The sequence below is a fragment of the Spiroplasma endosymbiont of Andrena trimmerana genome, assembly GCF_964019575.1.
Classification (GTDB): Bacteria; Bacillota_I; Bacilli_A; order Mycoplasmatales; family VBWQ01; genus Spiroplasma_E.
Genome location: NZ_OZ026455.1, coordinates 537309 through 553688 on the forward strand (window position 1 = coordinate 537309; position 16380 = coordinate 553688).

The window sequence follows — 16380 nt, forward strand, 5'->3', positions numbered from 1 at the left end:
GAGAAAAAAAGATGGAAATTAAATCATTTAAAAAAAATATTGATTTAGAAAAAACTATCAAAAATTTACCCCCCAAGACATTTTATATAAAATTAGGTATAGAAAAACGTTTATTTAAAACCATTACTAAAATTTTTATTTTTAACGAAAATGATGTTAAAAATTATTTGAATGATAAATGACATGATTTATTGGAACTTTTTAATATAAAAAATTATCAAGAAGAAATAATATTAATTGTAAAAATGAAAATTCAATTTTAATTGGCAAAAAAGGTTATACAATTAGTGCTTTACAAAATTTACTTATTACTTATTTAGAAACAAAATTTAAAAGAAACTATCAAATAGTAATAAATGTTAATAATTATTTAAATATTCAAAAACAAAATTTAAAAATTAGAATATATGAAATTATAAAAAAAATAAGAATAAGTAAAGAAATGTTTCATTTTGAATCAATGCCTAATAACCAAAGAAAAATTATACATGAAATAGTTAAAAATATTGAAGGAATATCAAGTTTTTCTGAAGGTATAGGTTATAACCGTCATGTAGTAATTAGATTGGAAAATTAGAGTAATCTAAGATTTAAAATCTTAGATTGTTTAAATGAAAAGAGGAAAAAAATGTTAAATGATACTATTACTGCAATTGCAACCGCACCTTTAAATCAAGCAATTAGTATTATTAGAATTTCAGGAAAAGATACTTATGAGCTATTAAATAAGGTTTTTGATAAAGATATTTTAAATCAAAAAGGTCACACTTTAATAACAGGATATATTATTGATCATAATAAGAATAAAATTGATCAAGTTGTTTTGGCATGTTATCGCGCTCCCAAATCTTTTACAGGTGAAGATACAATTGAAATTAATTGTCATGGTGGAGTGCTAATAACACAAAAAATTTTGCAATTATTACTATCTACAGGTATGAGAATGGCAACAAGAGGAGAATTTACGAGAAGAGCTTATTTAAATGATAAAATTGATTTAATTGAAGCAGAAGCTATTAATGATTTAATTATGGCTGAAAATAATACTATTTTAAAAACCGCTATTAATAGTTTAAGTGGTAAAACAAGAATACTAATTGATGAATTATCTTCAGAATTACTAACTTTAATTGCTAATATAACAGTTAATATTGATTATCCTGAATACGATGGGGTTGAGGAAAAAACAATTAATAATGTTATTCCTTTAGTTGAAAAATTTTTAAATAAAATAAAAGTTATTAAAGAACATAGTAAAATTACTAAAACTATAAAAGAGGGAATTAATACAGTTATTATTGGAAAACCTAATGTTGGAAAATCTTCCCTATTAAATGTGCTTTTAAATGAAGATAAAGCTATTGTTTCTAATGAAGAAGGAACAACAAGAGATCTGGTAGAAGGCAAAATTAATTTGGGTGATATTAGTTTAAATTTAATTGATACAGCAGGTATACGTCATACTTTAAATGATATCGAAAAAGCAGGTATTGATAAATCACATAAGGCTTTAAACGAAGCAGATTTAATAATATTAGTACTAGATGGTTCAAAAGATTTAAGTATTGAGGATAAACAATTATTAGAAAAAATAAAACATAAAAATTACCTTATTGCTATTAATAAAACGGATTTAAGGTTAAAATTAAAATTAGACATTAAAAATAATTTTAATGTGGTAAAAGTTAGTGCAATAATGGGCGAAATTGAAAATCTAATTTTAGGAATAAAAAATAAAATTATAACTACTGAAATTAATTTTGATAAAGAATTACTTTTTGCGAATACAAGACAATTAGCATATTTGGATGAAATTGAACTTAGTATTTCAGAAGCATTAAAAGATTTAAAAAAGAATATTTCGATAGACTTAATTATTGTACACTTACAAACTGCATGAAATAAGATTTTAGAAATGCAAGGTAAAAAATTTGAAACTGATTTATTAGATGAAATTTTTAAAAGATTTTGTTTAGGAAAATAAAAGGGAAGGTAAAATATATGGCTAATAATGGAATTTTTGATACTCATTGTCATTTAATGTCAAAACATTATGATGAAACAGAAATATTAAAATTATTAACTGATGCTTATTCAGCAGGTGATAGTATTGGTAGTATTTGTAATGTTGGTTTTGACTTAAATACTAGTAAGCAAGCTGTTAGTCAAATTTATGAATTTGAGAGTGAAGAAAAAATTCCTAATCTTTATGCAGCTGTAGGTATTCATCCAACAGAAGTAAATACTTGCGATAGTAATACTATTTCAGAATTGAAAAAATTAATAGCAACTGGTAAAGTAGTTGCTATTGGTGAAATTGGATTAGATTATTATCATAAATTTACAGAACCACAATTGCAAAAAAACTGATTTATTGAACAACTAAAATTAGCTAAAGAACATAAATTACCCGTATTATTACATATTCGTAATGCTTTTGAAGATGCTTTTGAAATTATTAAAAAAGAAAATATTACTAATGGTGTTCTTCATTGTTTTACGGGAACAAAAGTAATAGCTGAAAAATTTATAAAACAAGGTTTTTATATTTCTTTTGCAGGTAATGTGACATATAAAAATGCTTTGAAGTTACAAGAGGTAGCAAAAAATATACCAATTAATAAAATATTAGTTGAAACAGATGCGCCATATTTAACTCCTGAACCAAAAAGAGGCAAAAATCCCAAAAATGGATTAACAATTAATCATCCAGAAAATATAATATTTACAGTTAATAAAATAGCTGAATTAAAGAAGATCCCAAAACAAAGTATTATTAATGCAATTAGGGAAAATGCTATTAATGTTTTTAAATTAAATAATGAATTGAAAAGAAATAATGAGTAATAATGAGAAGTTTAAAGTAGCCATTTTTTTAGCAACAGGCTATGAAATGGGTGAAGTAATAATTACTATTGATCTATTAAGAAGGGCTAATATTATTATTGATTTAGTAAGTATTGAAAATGACTTAAAAATCAAATCAAGTCATAATGTTTTTATTTTATGTGAAAAGAAAATCAGTGATATTGATTTGTTAAGTTATAAGATGCTAATTTTACCGGGTGGTAAAATTGGAGTAGAAAACTTAAGCAAAAATGAATTATTAAAATCAATGTTAGTTATTTTTGCTAAAGATAGTAATAAGTTTATTGCTGCTATTTGTGCAGCACCGCAAATTTTAGGGCAATTAAATTTAATAGATAACAAAAAAATTACGCATTTTCCAGACGCTAATATTGGTTTAAATAAAAGTATTATTTTAGATGAAAAAGTAGTAGTTGATAATAATATTATAACTGGAAAATCAATTGGTGCTGTATTTGAATTTGGTTTAAAGTTAATTGAAGTTTTAGAAAGTAAAGAAATTAGTGAACAAATTAAAAAACAATTAGTTTTTTAATTTGTATTTTTTTTATATAAAGTTAAAGTTATTACTTTTAAAATAGTTAATGGCTTATACTTTTTATACAGTTAAAATAATAATTTTAAATATAAAAAATACATTTTAATCGATAAAAAATATTGTTGACATTTAAAAATGTATTTTTTTATTTTTTTTTAAAATAATAATATAATAAGTGTATAAAAAAAGGGGGTTTTTATAAAAATGAAAAAATGATTAAATATTTTAGGAACGATTGGATTTACAACAGTAAGTACAACAGCAATAGTTGCTTGTAAAACATCAGAAAGTATTTTAAGTAAATCATTTGCTTCTAGTTATAATGTTGATGACTTTAGTAATTTAGAAGGTTTTGGTATTAAATATAACGAAGAAAATAATACATATGATTTTGTTTGATCAAAATTAACAGTAGATTTAGCAACTATTATAGTACCAATTAATAATACAGTTCCAGTTCAAAAAATTTCCAAAGATAAAAATATTGAAGTTAAAGAAAATGAATTAGTAGCAATATATTCTGCAGAAGATCAACAAGGTTTAATTATTGGTTCAGAAAATTTTATTACAATTAAAATTAAATTAAATTTATATAAAGGAGTAAAACAAGAAACAAATAAAGTTGAACTAGTAGATCAAACAGTTGAATATGATGTTTCATTAAATTTATTTGTTAAACAAAACTTAAAATTTTTAACAACTCCAACTGTAAATTGTAAAGCAGATATTGATGAATTTAAAACTATTTTAGTAAAAGAATTAAAAAAACAAAATGGTTTTTCAAAATTAGATATTAATATGATTAATATTGTAAAAGTAGATGGTGATCCTTTAACTACAGAAGATTTAAAAGAACATGATACACATGTTAAATTAACATTAACAGATGAAGGAAAGAACCATTTTATTGGTGAAAATAACGATTTAAAAGTTAATTGAGTTCCAGAAGTTTAATAAAATAAATTATGGAATATTTATAAAAATAAAAATGTAATATTTTAATTTATGAAAGGAAAATATATATGAAAACTTTAATAACATTATTAGGAACGATTGGTTTAGCGTTTACAAATGCAAATAATTTTTTAAATATAAATAATAGTCCAAAAGAAGTTAAAGAAATAACTTATGAATTTAGTGAAAATAAAAAAGATATTGTTCATAGTTATAAAACTTCATCAGTATCAAATCCAGCTTATGAAAGTTGAGATTTTGTAGTTTCTACAGGTTTAAAATCTTTTCAAAAACCAAAATCTATTAGAATATTAGAATGATTTTTAAATAATGGTTCAGATAAAATAGACTGAGGTTCAGATCATTATGATGTATTTTCTGTTCCTTTAAAAATAATGGGAAAAGAAATCAATAAAATTAATGAGGGAAAAATTACAGATGAAGAAGTAGCATATAATAGAATGAATTTTTCATTTAAAGAATCGTATCAAGATTTTTTAGCAACTGCTGAAGTTGTTAGAGGTATAACTACTGCATTATTTTTTGATAATCTTGATTGACACATTCAATTTTTATTTCCTGCAAAATTAACATTCGATATGTCATTTTCTAATGTCTATTTAACTAGAAGTTTAGGGTATGGATTGAAATTTGCAATAGATTATTAGTTAAATATTTAAAATAAAGTTATAATATAAAATTATTAAAGCAGATTGTAATTTGAAGTGTAAAACTTTGAATTACAGTCTGCTTTTAGTTAGAAAAAAGTTTTTATATTATTTATTTTTTTATAAGCAGTGTCTACTATTTTTATAGTATTCTTTTAAAGAATTTTTTAAAAAATTAATAATATTAACTTGTTAAATTATTAATTTAGATGAAAAAGTAGTAGTATTATCAATTGGAAAGTCAATTGGTAGTATTTTAAGTTTGTATTTTTTATTTATAGTAATAATAATAAACTAATATATGTTTTAAAGACAATTACATTATAAAAATATACAATTTGATTTTTATGTTTTAATAAATTATTTACTTTAATTTTCTTTTGAATCTGATTTTTAAACAAAATATTTATTTTTTGCATTAGATTATCTTTCTCCCATAAGTAGTATAATAATATTATAACATTTTATATTAAAATTTTATATAAAGTAAAAAAAGGAGTAATGAAAAAATGATAAATAATAATAATTTTATTAAAATAGGTTTAATAATTGGAATGATTATGTCAATAATATTACTTATTAGCTGTATTATTTATGGAATATTTACATTTTTTAATTATTTTTCACTAGTTATTATTTTAATAATTATTTATGGACTATTTCAAGTGATTCCCTTTTTACTTTGTTTAAATAATTATTTTATTGAAGAAAAATGATTATTTTTAACAGGTTTATTTAGTTTAACAACATTTGTTATTCCTGGAGTTTTAATTTTAATTGGTTATTTTGTTAGACAAAAAAGATTAATAAAACTTATTAATAATAATTAATTTGTAAAAAAATAAATATTATTTTATTTTTAGGTTATTATTTTATATAATTTTCCTTTATTAATATTGCTTCATGTTTCTCTATATAATAGACTTCTTTGATTAAAATATTAAAATTAAAAAAGATAGGAAATCTATGATATTTGATAAATTAAAAACTATTAAAAATACAAGATTATTAAGATTAACTAGTATAAATAATATTAATTTTAATAAAATTCTAGGAATTTTAAAAACAGAAGAATTAAAAAAGTTTATTAATTAAAATATTTTATGGAAAAATTTATAAATAAGTTGGTAATTTTTTAATAAAAAAATCATTTAATAATTCTCAATTTCACCCTCGTCTAGATTGCGGCGTTAATAATCATTCAGCAAAGGCTTCGGCAAAAAATTCACCTTTTTTATAGGGTTTCGCTTGGCTTCAAAATATACGACCATAATTACTTTGCACAATAATCATTGGGAATACTAATCTTTTTTGATAATCGCTATTACTAATATTAACTTTATCATTTAAGTAATCCATTAATAATTGACTACAATCAGAAATTGGCGGCCTCATCACGTGATTTTGTGCTCTTCAAACAGATGAATAATCATTATTAATTTTAAAAATATTTTTATTAAGTAAACAATTTTCGATTTTATTATTTTTAGGTCAATTTCAATTGTTATTAAACGTACTACGTTCAGCATCCGTTAATGATAAAAAATTATCGAAAGCATGACCATATTCATGAGTACTAACACTAATTATGTTATTAGTTGCTCATCAACCCGCTTGATAGTTTGCGATAATTTCTTTAATATTAACAAAATCTGGACCATAAATTTGACGTTGACTATTAATTAGATAAGAATATTGATTATAAGCAACGACGTTTTTATTTGATATTGGTGCTTGAGTAACACTTTGCATTAAACGTAAAATGTTATTTTTACCATATACTCCTGCCATAATATTATAAAAACGTAATTGTTCTTTTTTTGCTGTTTCAGTAGCAAGTTGACTTAAACCAACATCTTTATATAATTTTTCTCAATCAACATTATTGTTTTGAGTTCCTAGTCGTGTATTAGTTAAATCATGTGCTAATTGATTAAAATCAAGAAAAGGTAATGGTTTACTAGCAGTATCATAAAAACTATTAAATTCATTATTTGCCATTTGACTAGCTGGGTTTTTAATTTTTCGTTCATTCTCTTTAATAAAACTAGTCATTTCTGATGATCAACGATAACGTAATAAACTAAGATAATAATCACGATTATAATTAGCTTGGCAACTTCAAACAATAATTCAAGCAAGTAAACCAGTAACCAATAAAACTATGAAAATTATAAAAAATTTACGATATTTTTTCATAAAATCTCCTTTTAAAAAAATTATTATTAATAATTTCAAATTCCTTATTTAAATTAATAATTACAGAAAGAAAAAAATATTAATTGGTACCTTCTAGGCATTTCATATTTTTGTTTGCTTTTTTTGAAACTGATAACTAAATCATTACCATTATTTTCATTTCATTTTGATACTTGTATTGGCAAGGATTGTATTTATTGTTTGGTTTCACTACATGCCATAATAGTTAAACTTGTTCTTAATTAAAATTAGTGTCCCTAAAATAGTTAGTAATCTTTTCATATCTTAGTTTAATACTCTTATAATCTTTAAATCTTTTAAGATGTATTAATAATTTTATATGATTTTTATGATATTTTTTTTGAAATAGTTAATGATGTATTTTAAGCGTGATTATTAATTTTTTATTTTATATAGTAATTTATTATTTATATAGGTAAAAAATGCACTTCTATAAATTTTAAAAGTGCATTTTATTTAAACTTATTTTTTATCCTAAATCTTCGTCTTTTGTTAGAATTTCGCGGTTAGGATTTTGTTCAGCTATTAATTGTTTGTAAATTGTATCACGATATTTTACACAACCATCAATAACATTATCTAAAGGATTTTGAGCAACACGTACTTCAAAGATATCTCCCTCATATTTTTGACGAATTGGTTTTGTACTTTTTTCAGCTTTAACTTCGATGAAATATTCCTTAGCCAATTCTTCTTTAATAAATTCATCAATTTTTTTAATGTAAGCTCCACCACCACAAATTGTGATTCCCTTACCTTTTTTCTTTAAGTCACTAACACTACCAGCAGCTTTTTCCCCAGAAGTTCTTAGTACTCTACGAATTGATGGAATAACATGTTCTCTAAATTGAACTTGCATTACATTTTCGCGAATTTCTTCTGGTGTAATTTCAATAGTTTTAGAAATTGACATTGTTTCTCCTGGTTGAGAGTCTAATCTAGGTAATGAAACACCTGAAATAGTGTATGGTTTTTCATCTTGATATTTAAGAAGTGAACCGATGTTCTTTTTAACATCTTCTGCTTCTTTAGTACCAATTTTTAAAGCATGCTTTTTAGCTATGTATTCTTGAATTTTTTGTGTTAAATAGTCTCCAGCACAATGTGTTGTATATGAATATAGGATTGAATCGTTGCTAAGTACGGCAATATCAGTACTTCCCCCACCAATATCAACACACATAATTGCAGTTCCAAAAATATCTTGGCCTGAACCTAATGCTGCCATTTTAACTTCTTCTTGAACAAATCCACGAAGTGCTCCTAAACGATGAACTATATTTTCTAGTGCTTCTCTTTGTACTGAATTAATTTCACTTGGTGTTGCCATTAAAACAATTAAATTACGGTTTTTATCAGCTTGTTTTGAATCTTTAATTTCAAGTCTAAAATCTTGAAAAATTTTAGCAAGGATACGTTGTAAAGCATCTGGATCAGCAATATTACCATCACGAACTGGACGCTTAATAACAACATTTTCATTTGTTTTATCAATTAAAGCTTTAGCTTCTTCACCATAAAGAATAACATTTTTTTCATAGTCTTCAGCAAGATAAGTTGGAGCATCATATGTAAGTCCAATGTTAACATACCTTGCTTTAAAGTTTTCTGTTCCGACATCTAAAGCTAATCATTGGTAGTCATTAATAGACTTAATATTACTTTTTTTATTTAAGTTTTCTTTGGGTTTTTTATCAAATAATCCCATTTTTTTTCCTCCTTCTACACACCTGGAATTTTAATTACTTGGTCTAATGAATCCTTTTTCATATACATCTTGTTTATGAGTTTCATAGGCTTGAGTTCCTCTAATTACACACTCTCTTGGATTATTAGCAGATACCACATGTTCTAAATTTAGTCGTTTTTTTAGATAAGTTGTAATATTTTCAAGCAAAGCACCCCCACCAGTGATAGTTAAACCGTCTTTCATAATCATTTCTGAAAAGGCAGGTCCAGCTTTATCGATAATGTCACTACATAGTGCAACAATTGGTTCAAAGGCTTCGGTAACTACTCTAGCTACTTCTTGCTTAGGAACTGTAATTTGTTCAGGTTTTTTAGTTTTAGTACTTTTTCCATGGATAGTAATTTTATTTTCACTATCTTTTTCACCATCTATTCAAATACCAGCACTAATTTTTGTTTTTTCAGCCTCCATTGAGCTAAGAGATATATAGTGCATTTTCTCAAAATGTTCTTTAATATTACGTTCAATAGCATTTCCAGCAATTGGAATTGAATCTTGAACAATAACTTCTCCACTTGATAAAATGGCACAGTCAGAAGTTCCACCACCAATATCAAGAATAAATACTCCTGAAGCATCTCAAAGTGCTTCCCCAGCACCAATAGCTGCCAATTTTACTTCAGGAACAATAACAACTTTTTCAGCTTTCATTACGCTTTCATTACTTTCATTATATCTCTTGGGAAATTTATCGCTATAAATTGGAATTTTAGCTACTTTTTTTCCTTGTAGAATTTCACGTAAAACAGTTCTATCTAATTTATAAACCTTAGATGGAATAGCTACAAGCGCTACTGAATTTTCTCAAATTTTTTCAGCTTTCACATCAATAATTTGTGTAAAAATTTCAGTTAATAAAGCAATCAAAGCATTATTGTCACTAATAACACCATTAGCCATTGGTTCTCTGAAAATTTTATTCGCTGGAGTTTTTTCTTTCATTAATAAAGCGGCTTCACCAATGAATACTTCTCCGTTTTCTGTATCAAATACAATTGCTGATGGTTGACTATAAACAACCCTTCCATTAACTCTGACAATTAAATTTCTTGTTCCTAAATCTAGAGAAACAATATTAACGTCTTGGTTATTGTGTCCGTCATTAGCAACCTCTATTTTTGTTGCCATATAAAAATCATCTCCTTTTCCCACTCAAATTAATATTTATTTATTAAGTTGATATATGTTAATATTACCACATGTAGATTTGCTAGTAGTAAATTTAGCATATATGATTAGTTGGCTAACTATTTGTTTAATTATTACTAGTATATAATTAACTAAAAATGTGAATTGGAGAATAATAATGGAAAATCCAAAAAAAATATTGAAAAAATACGACTTACATGCAGTTAAAAAGTTTGGACAAAACTTTTTAATTAATAATAATATAATTGATAAAATTGTTAAAACTAGTAATTTTAAAGATGAAGATGGCATTGTTGAAATTGGAGCGGGCATTGGTCATTTAACCAATAAATTACTCAGCACTGCGCAAAAAGTTGTAACAATTGAAATTGACAAAAAATTAATTCCTGTTTTAGAAAAAGAGTTAAATGAATACAAAAATTTAAAAATTATAAATGATGATTTTTTAAATTTAGATTTAAAAAAAATCATTAATGAAGAATTTGCAATAAATCAAAAAATTCATGTAATTGCAAATTTGCCTTATTATATTACTTCACAAATTGTTTTAAAATTATTAGAAAATATTGAATTATTTGATTCATTTACATTAATGATGCAAAAAGAAGTTGCACAAAGATTTTGTGCTAAACCTAAAACTAAAGTATATAATAATCTTTCTGTTATGTGTCAATTTTATTGTGATGTTAAAATTATTTTTGATGTTAGTCCTAATAATTTTACTCCGATACCTAATGTCACAAGTAGTGTTGTTTATTTTAAAGTAAATCCTAAATTTCAACTTGATGAACCACAATTATTTTGAAAATTTGTAAGAAGTTGCTTTGTTAATAAGAGAAAAACATTAGTTAACAATTTGGGTATTTATTTAAATAGCAAAGAAAAAGCCGTTAATTTAATTAACGACTTATCTTGATCATTAACAATAAGATCTGAAGAATTAACATTTTCAATGTTTTATCAGTTATTTACTATTATTAATAATAAATACCTTTCAGAATAATTATTAAAATTAATGATATTAGAATGTGGATAATAAGTATATAAAACACCTCAGCAATAATCCTTGTTTATTAATAAACATATTTTTAAATATTTATTATCCGTTAACTATTATAATGATTTTATTTTTTCTTGCAAAAGATATAACTTTTTATTAATTATTTTTAATTAATAGTCTTTAAATTTAATATACTTAAATTGTAATAAACATTGTATAATGAAATTATAATTATAATTTTTTAGAAACATGTAAAGGAGGATTTAATGAATAATGTAGAAAACATTGTAGTTTTTGGTTTAAGTGCTAGTCAAAAATTTACACAAGAAGTTTGTAAAAAACTTAATATTGAACCTGGAAAAGCAGAAATTAGTCGTTTTGCTGATGGTGAATTTAACATTCAATCTATAACATCAGTACGAGGGAAAGTGGTATATATTATCCAATCAACTTCGCCGCCAACTAATGATAATTTAATGGAATTATTAATTTTTGTTGATGCTTTAGTTCGTGCATCTGCTGCTAAAATTCATGTAGTAATTCCTTATTTTGGTTATGCTCGTCAAGATCGAAAACAAGGTGGTAGACAACCTATTACTTGTAAACTTGTTGCAAATTTATTAACTGTTGCGGGTGTTGATCGTGTTATTACTGTTGATTTACATTCACCACAAGAACAAGGATTTTTTGATGTTCCTGTTGATGATTTACGAGCAACTCAAGATTTAGCATCTTATTTAATTGAAGAAAATTTAACTAATTTAGTTGTTGTATCTCCAGATCATGGTGGTGTTACTCGTGCTCGAAGATTAGGTAATTATTTAAGTGTACCTTTGGCAATTATTGATAAAAGAAGAACAACTCCTAATCAAAGTCAAGTTAAGTTTGTACTAGGAGATGTTAAAGAAAAGAATGCTATTATTATTGATGATATGATTGATACAGGTGGTACTATTATTAATGCAGCAAAAGCTATTAAAGAACATGGTGCAAAATCAGTTTATATTTTAGCTACTCATGGTATTTTTAGTGGGCAAGCTTCAAAAAATTTGAAACAATCTGTTATTGATGGAATTATTAAGGAAGTTGTTATTACTAATACTATTGAAATTTCTGAAGAAAAAAAATTTAATGGCTTAAAAATTATTTCAATTGCTGATTTTATTGCAAAAATGATTGATGCTTCAATTAATAATAAATCATTAACAAAAGTTTATGATGATAAAACAAATGAATTAATAAAAAAAATTAATAATAAAAATAGTAAAAAATAATAAAGAGGAAATTTAAAGTAGATGAAATTAGTTATTGGATTAGGAAACCCAGGTAAAGAGTATGAATTGACACGTCATAATATTGGTTTTATTATTATTAATATGATTTGTGAAACATTACAATTAAAAATTAATCAAACTAAATTTAATGGTCAATATGTTAAAACTGTTGTTAATGGCACTGATGTTATTTTTTTAAAACCATTAACTTTTATGAACTTATCAGGTTTTTGTGTTTCAAATTTTATGAATTATTTTAAAATTAAAATTGAAAATGTGTTAATTATTCACGATGAAGTTGATTTAAATTTTGGTCAATTTCAATACAAACAAAAATTTAGTGCTGCTGGTCATAATGGAATTAAAAGTATTTTTAATCAAATTGGTAGTAAAGATTTTCAAAGATTAAGAATTGGTGTTGGTAAAAATCCTAATTTTAACACGGCTGATTGAGTTTTGAGTAAGTTTAGTAATGATGAGTTAAAGAATATAAACGATCATAAACAATTTTTTGTAGAAAGCATTAGTAGTTGAATTACTGATAGTAAATTTGAAAATATTATGAATAAATATAATAAAAAATAATTAATATATTATAAAAATATTAAAGAATATTTTCATTTTTATGTTTTCTACATAAGTAAACATAAAGTTGTGTTTCTTTTTCTTTTTTAATTTTTTCTAATTCTTTTTTTATTTCTTCAATTAATAAAATATCATTTTGTGTTTGCTGATATTGATTTATTTCATTTATTTTTTCAAGTTTTGCTTCTAGTAATTTCTGCTTACAAATAGGACAAAGTTTGTCAAAATCATCATTATTATCATTTTGAAAACTGTCATTATCAAAATTTCATTTCATTTTTTAAGTTTCCTTTACTAGTTTATTTTTAATAACAATATTTTGATAATCATTATTAAATAATTATATAATTAATTTATAAATTTATAAATACTTTTTTTTGAGTATAAAGGAGACAATATGAAAGCAAAAAAAAATATAATCAAACCAACAGTAGAAAAGGCAAAAACTAAAGTTGAACAACTTAATAAAACTATTAAACCAAAAGTTAAAGATGTAAAAAAAGCAACTAAAGTAAAAACGCAATCAATAAAAACTGACACTCTTAAGCCAATCGTTAATAAGATGAAAGTAGATTTTGAAAAGTCAAAACATATAATAAAAGAAGAAAATCAAAAAATTACTAATAAAATTGTTAATACTAAAAATATTTTAATATCAAAAATTGATCAACCAAAACCATTTAAAACTACTGCTATTATTGGTTGTCAATGAGGTGATGAAGGAAAAGGCAAAATAACTGACTATTATAGTCAAAATTCTGATGTTATTGTTCGTTGAAGTGGTGGTGATAATGCCGGACATACAATTGTTTTTGATCATCAAAAATATAAATTAAGTATTATTCCTTCTGGTATCTTTAATAAAGATTCATATTGTGTTATTGCTAATGGTTGTGTTGTTAATCCAGAAAAATTAGTTTCTGAAATTGAATATTTAAAAGCTGCTGGTTTTAGTTGTCAAAATTTACGAATTTCTGATCGTGCTCATATTATTTTACCTTATCATTTAGCATTTGATGAATATGAAGAAAAAATTAAGGGTGATAAAGCTATTGGCACTACTAAAAAAGGAATTGGACCTTGTTATGCTGATAAAGTTAATCGGATTGGAATTCGAATGGGCGATTTATTAGATAAGGAACGACTATTAGAATTGATTACTGATAATTTGTTAATTAAAAATAAAATATTAAAAAATGTTTATGGATATGAAAAAGAATTTAATGCGCAAACAATATATAATCGTTTATTAGAATTATTACCATACTTTAAAGATTTAATTATTGATACTGGTCAATTTTTAAATGAACAATTAGTTAGAAATAAAAAGATATTATTTGAAGGAGCACAAGGTACTTTATTAGATTTAGATCATGGTACATATCCTTTTGTAACATCTTCTAATCCAAGTGCTAGTTCAATTGCTATTGGTTCAGGTATTTCTTTAAAAGCAATTAATGAAATTATTGGTGTAACTAAAGCATACAGTACAAGAGTTGGTGCTGGTGCGTTTCCTAGTGAAGTTTTTGGTAAATTAGCAGATTATATTCGTATGACTGGTAATGAATATGGCACAGTTTCAAAAAGACCAAGAAAAATTGGATGATTTGATGCAGTTATTGCTAAGTATAGTGCACAAATTAATGGATTTACTAGTTTAGCTGTTATGTTGTTAGACGTGCTTACTGGTATTGAAACATTAAGCATTTGTACGCATTATACTTTAAATGGCGAAATAATTAGATACATACCTTCTCAAATTAATAACTTTAATAAATGTCAACCACATTTTATTACTATGCCTGGCTGAAATGAAGATATTACTAATATTACTAGTTATGATGAATTACCAGAAAATGCTAAAAATTATTTAAAAAAAATTAGTGAGTTGGTGGGTGTTCCAATTAGAATATTTTCTGTTGGTCCAGATCGTAAACAAACTATATTTATTAAGGAGTAAAAATGATTGAACGTTACGAAACAAAAGCAATGACTAATATTTGAAATATGAAAAATCGTTTAAACTTATGAATGAATTTTCAAATTGATGTTTGTGAATCATTACAACATTTAAATATAATTCCTTTTAAAGATTTTCAATTAATTAAAAAAAATGCTAAGTTAGATATTGAATTAATGAATAAATTAGAATTAGAAACTAAACATGATGTAGTTGCGTTTACTAGAATGTTAAGTGCTAACTTAAAAACTGAAAGTCGTTGAATTCATTATGGTTTAACTTCAACTGATATGGTTGATAGTGTCCAAAATCTACAAATAAAATTTTCAAATGAAATTATTGAAAAAGCTTTAATTACTTTACAATTTAAATTAAAAGAGTTAGCGTTTAAATATAAAAATCAATTAGTAATTGGTCGCAGTCATGGTATTTTTGGTGAACCAACTTCATTAGGATTAAAATTTGCTTTATGATACGATGAAATAAATAGACAGTTAGTAAGGTTGGAGTTGGCAAGAAAACAAGTTGAAGTTATTAAAATTATGGGTGCTATGGGTAATTTTGTTCATATTTCGCCAAAAGTTAGTGAATTTATTGCCAAAAAATGAAAAATGGAAGTTGACAGTTGTGCTACGCAGGTAGTACAACGTGATCGTTTGATTTTTTTAATTACACAATTAAGTTCAATTGCTACAACAATTGAAAAAATAGCTTTAGAAATTCGTTTGAGTCAACGTAGCGAAGTTAATGAACTTTTAGAGGGATTTTCTATTTCACAAAAAGGTTCAAGTTCAATGCCACATAAAAAAAATCCAATTGGTTCTGAAAATATTTGTGGTTTAGCAAGATTAGTTCGAAGTTATAATAGTATAGTATATGAGAATAATTTATTATGGTATGAACGTGATATCTCTCATAGTTCTAATGAACGCATTATGTTACCTGATATTTATCATATATTAGATTTTATTATTAATAGAATGACAAATATTTTAGATAATTTAGTAATTAATACTAGTGCCATGGCAAATAATATTGCTAAAGCTAATGAACTTTATTTTTCACAAGTAGTTTTATTGGCTATTATTAAAAATAATCCAAAAATAACACGTGAAATTGCTTATGATTTTATTCAAAAATGCACTTTAGAAGCACAAAATAAAATGATTAATTTTAAAGATGTATTAATAAAGAATAATATTAATCAATATTTAACTAGTGAACAGTTAAATGAATGTTGTAATAATAATATTTTTTTAATAAATGTTGATTATATTTTTAAAAAAGTTTTTAAAGATAAATAATGTTTAATATTAAATTTAATTAGCATTTAATTTATTAATTTTTGTTTTTTTATTTTATCTAATAATCAATAAAAATAAAAGATTAAGAAAATATTGTAATTAGTCACTAG

Annotated in this window: 18 protein-coding genes; 14 read left to right on the forward strand and 4 right to left on the reverse strand. The window is 24.1% G+C overall.

The window, feature by feature from the left end; all coding sequences use genetic code 4:
• Positions 1–11: 11 nt before the first annotated feature.
• The 9 genes from AACL03_RS03135 (at position 12) to AACL03_RS03170 (ending at position 6123) form a co-directional block, all read left to right on the forward strand.
• Positions 12–263, forward strand: a complete 252-nt coding sequence (locus AACL03_RS03135; protein ID WP_339039250.1) for a hypothetical protein — start codon at positions 12–14, stop codon at positions 261–263.
• 152 nt (positions 264–415) lie between these two features.
• Positions 416–577 carry a R3H domain-containing nucleic acid-binding protein gene (locus AACL03_RS09990; protein ID WP_422397984.1) on the forward strand — a complete coding sequence of 54 codons (162 nt, stop codon included), beginning with the start codon at positions 416–418 and terminating at the stop codon, positions 575–577.
• Positions 578–628: 51 nt separating this feature from the next.
• Complete coding sequence (gene mnmE / locus AACL03_RS03140; protein ID WP_252319038.1) at positions 629–1984, forward strand: tRNA uridine-5-carboxymethylaminomethyl(34) synthesis GTPase MnmE; 1356 nt, start codon at positions 629–631, stop codon at positions 1982–1984.
• 17 nt (positions 1985–2001) lie between these two features.
• Positions 2002–2847, forward strand: a complete 846-nt coding sequence (locus AACL03_RS03145) for a TatD family hydrolase (protein ID WP_339039253.1) — start codon at positions 2002–2004, stop codon at positions 2845–2847.
• The gene (locus tag AACL03_RS03150) at positions 2840–3403 is read left to right on the forward strand and encodes a DJ-1 family glyoxalase III (protein ID WP_338958442.1); all 564 of its coding nucleotides are present in this window, start codon (positions 2840–2842) and stop codon (positions 3401–3403) included. Before AACL03_RS03145 ends, AACL03_RS03150 begins: the two co-directional genes overlap by 8 nt.
• Before the next feature lie 207 nt (positions 3404–3610).
• The gene (locus tag AACL03_RS03155) at positions 3611–4360 is read left to right on the forward strand and encodes a lipoprotein (RefSeq protein WP_338958440.1); all 750 of its coding nucleotides are present in this window, start codon (positions 3611–3613) and stop codon (positions 4358–4360) included.
• A 68-nt stretch (positions 4361–4428) separates the two neighbouring features.
• Complete coding sequence (locus AACL03_RS03160; RefSeq protein ID WP_338958437.1) at positions 4429–5028, forward strand: hypothetical protein; 600 nt, start codon at positions 4429–4431, stop codon at positions 5026–5028.
• Between the two features lie 509 nt (positions 5029–5537).
• Positions 5538–5858, forward strand: coding sequence for a hypothetical protein (locus tag AACL03_RS03165; RefSeq protein WP_338958434.1), 321 nt, complete (start codon positions 5538–5540; stop codon positions 5856–5858).
• Positions 5859–5994: 136 nt separating this feature from the next.
• On the forward strand, positions 5995–6123 hold the full coding sequence (locus AACL03_RS03170) for a hypothetical protein (protein ID WP_338958431.1): 129 nt from the start codon (positions 5995–5997) through the stop codon (positions 6121–6123).
• 18 nt (positions 6124–6141) lie between these two features.
• Here the strand turns inward: AACL03_RS03170 and AACL03_RS03175 are convergent, their stop codons facing one another.
• The 3 genes from AACL03_RS03175 to AACL03_RS03185 form a co-directional block, all read right to left on the reverse strand.
• The gene (locus tag AACL03_RS03175; RefSeq protein WP_339039258.1) at positions 6142–7227 is read right to left on the reverse strand and encodes a hypothetical protein; all 1086 of its coding nucleotides are present in this window, start codon (positions 7225–7227) and stop codon (positions 6142–6144) included.
• 490 nt (positions 7228–7717) lie between these two features.
• The gene (locus AACL03_RS03180; RefSeq protein ID WP_338958426.1) at positions 7718–8956 is read right to left on the reverse strand and encodes a rod shape-determining protein; all 1239 of its coding nucleotides are present in this window, start codon (positions 8954–8956) and stop codon (positions 7718–7720) included.
• 30 nt (positions 8957–8986) lie between these two features.
• On the reverse strand, positions 8987–10126 hold the full coding sequence (locus tag AACL03_RS03185) for a rod shape-determining protein (protein ID WP_338958423.1): 1140 nt from the start codon (positions 10124–10126) through the stop codon (positions 8987–8989).
• Between the two features lie 178 nt (positions 10127–10304).
• Between AACL03_RS03185 and rsmA the strand changes: the two genes are divergently transcribed.
• The 3 genes from rsmA (at position 10305) to pth (ending at position 13006) form a co-directional block, all read left to right on the forward strand.
• Entirely contained in the window at positions 10305–11150 is an 846-nt protein-coding gene (gene rsmA / locus AACL03_RS03190) for a 16S rRNA (adenine(1518)-N(6)/adenine(1519)-N(6))-dimethyltransferase RsmA (protein WP_338978412.1), read from the forward strand.
• Positions 11151–11413: 263 nt separating this feature from the next.
• On the forward strand, positions 11414–12421 hold the full coding sequence (locus AACL03_RS03195) for a ribose-phosphate diphosphokinase (protein WP_339039261.1): 1008 nt from the start codon (positions 11414–11416) through the stop codon (positions 12419–12421).
• A gap of 21 nt (positions 12422–12442) precedes the next feature.
• A complete protein-coding gene (pth, locus tag AACL03_RS03200) occupies positions 12443–13006 on the forward strand; it encodes an aminoacyl-tRNA hydrolase (RefSeq protein ID WP_338958416.1) in 564 nt (187 codons plus the stop codon).
• A 19-nt stretch (positions 13007–13025) separates the two neighbouring features.
• Here pth and AACL03_RS03205 read toward each other — a convergent pair whose 3' ends face one another.
• Complete coding sequence (locus AACL03_RS03205) at positions 13026–13283, reverse strand: hypothetical protein (protein ID WP_252320612.1); 258 nt, start codon at positions 13281–13283, stop codon at positions 13026–13028.
• A gap of 120 nt (positions 13284–13403) precedes the next feature.
• On the opposite strand from AACL03_RS03205, the gene AACL03_RS03210 reads away from it, so the two are divergent.
• Positions 13404–14966 carry an adenylosuccinate synthase gene (locus AACL03_RS03210; RefSeq protein WP_339039264.1) on the forward strand — a complete coding sequence of 521 codons (1563 nt, stop codon included), beginning with the start codon at positions 13404–13406 and terminating at the stop codon, positions 14964–14966.
• Between the two features lie 2 nt (positions 14967–14968).
• The gene (gene purB, locus AACL03_RS03215; RefSeq protein ID WP_339039266.1) at positions 14969–16270 is read left to right on the forward strand and encodes an adenylosuccinate lyase; all 1302 of its coding nucleotides are present in this window, start codon (positions 14969–14971) and stop codon (positions 16268–16270) included.
• Positions 16271–16380 lie beyond the last annotated feature (110 nt).